This window comes from Bacteroides cellulosilyticus DSM 14838, assembly GCF_000158035.1.
Taxonomy (GTDB): domain Bacteria; phylum Bacteroidota; class Bacteroidia; order Bacteroidales; family Bacteroidaceae; genus Bacteroides; species Bacteroides cellulosilyticus.
In genome coordinates, this window is sequence record NZ_EQ973543.1 from 1 (window position 1) to 714 (window position 714).

The window sequence follows — 714 nt, forward strand, 5'->3', positions numbered from 1 at the left end:
AGAAAGCGATTGGTCAGCCATTTGCGTACCGGTTCGTCATAGAGCTTCAGGCAGGCATAAGCAAGAACGAAAGCTCCGACAAAGGTCAGTATCATATAAGGAAGACCTTCGGTGATGGTCGCATTATTATTGCATGCCCAGGCTGTATATGTGTATATCAGCGGATAATGAGTGATATAAACGGGATATGAGATATCGCCCAGGAACTTACAGATACCTACAGAGCGTTTTCCCGTTACTTTGCCACCGGCTCCCATCGAAACAATGACCGGGAAGATAAAGATAATGCAAAGTGCCTCGTAGAGTCCGTTCATCCAGAAGCCATCTTCACCGCCAATACGGGGAACGGAAAGAACTATCACAATCATCAGGCTACACCACCAGAATGCGCGTTTCTTTACCCGTATGAGCCAGCCTAAGCGTGAAAGCAGCAAACCTGCAAAGAACGGATAGAGCAAACGGACAAAGCCCACATACTGCTGTTCCCAATTCAATGCCCATCCGCCCACGATATCACCATTGGGCGCCGTAAGACAGAGATGCAAAGTGGCACAAGCTGCCAGAAAAACAAGGATGGACAAGGCAACCTTGTTGAACTTACGGACAAACAGTGCGTACAGGATATTGCCGATATATTCATAATAGAGCGACCATGCCGGCCCGTTCAACGGGTGCATTTCCGTCCACCCGCGAATGTCCCACTTCAAAGGAAGG

General features: G+C 48.6%; 1 protein-coding gene. It reads right to left on the reverse strand.

Features of this window, described 5'->3' with window-relative positions; genetic code table 11:
• On the reverse strand, positions 1-714 hold a 714-nt coding region (locus tag BACCELL_RS25585; RefSeq protein WP_007215095.1), incomplete at both ends, for an acyltransferase family protein.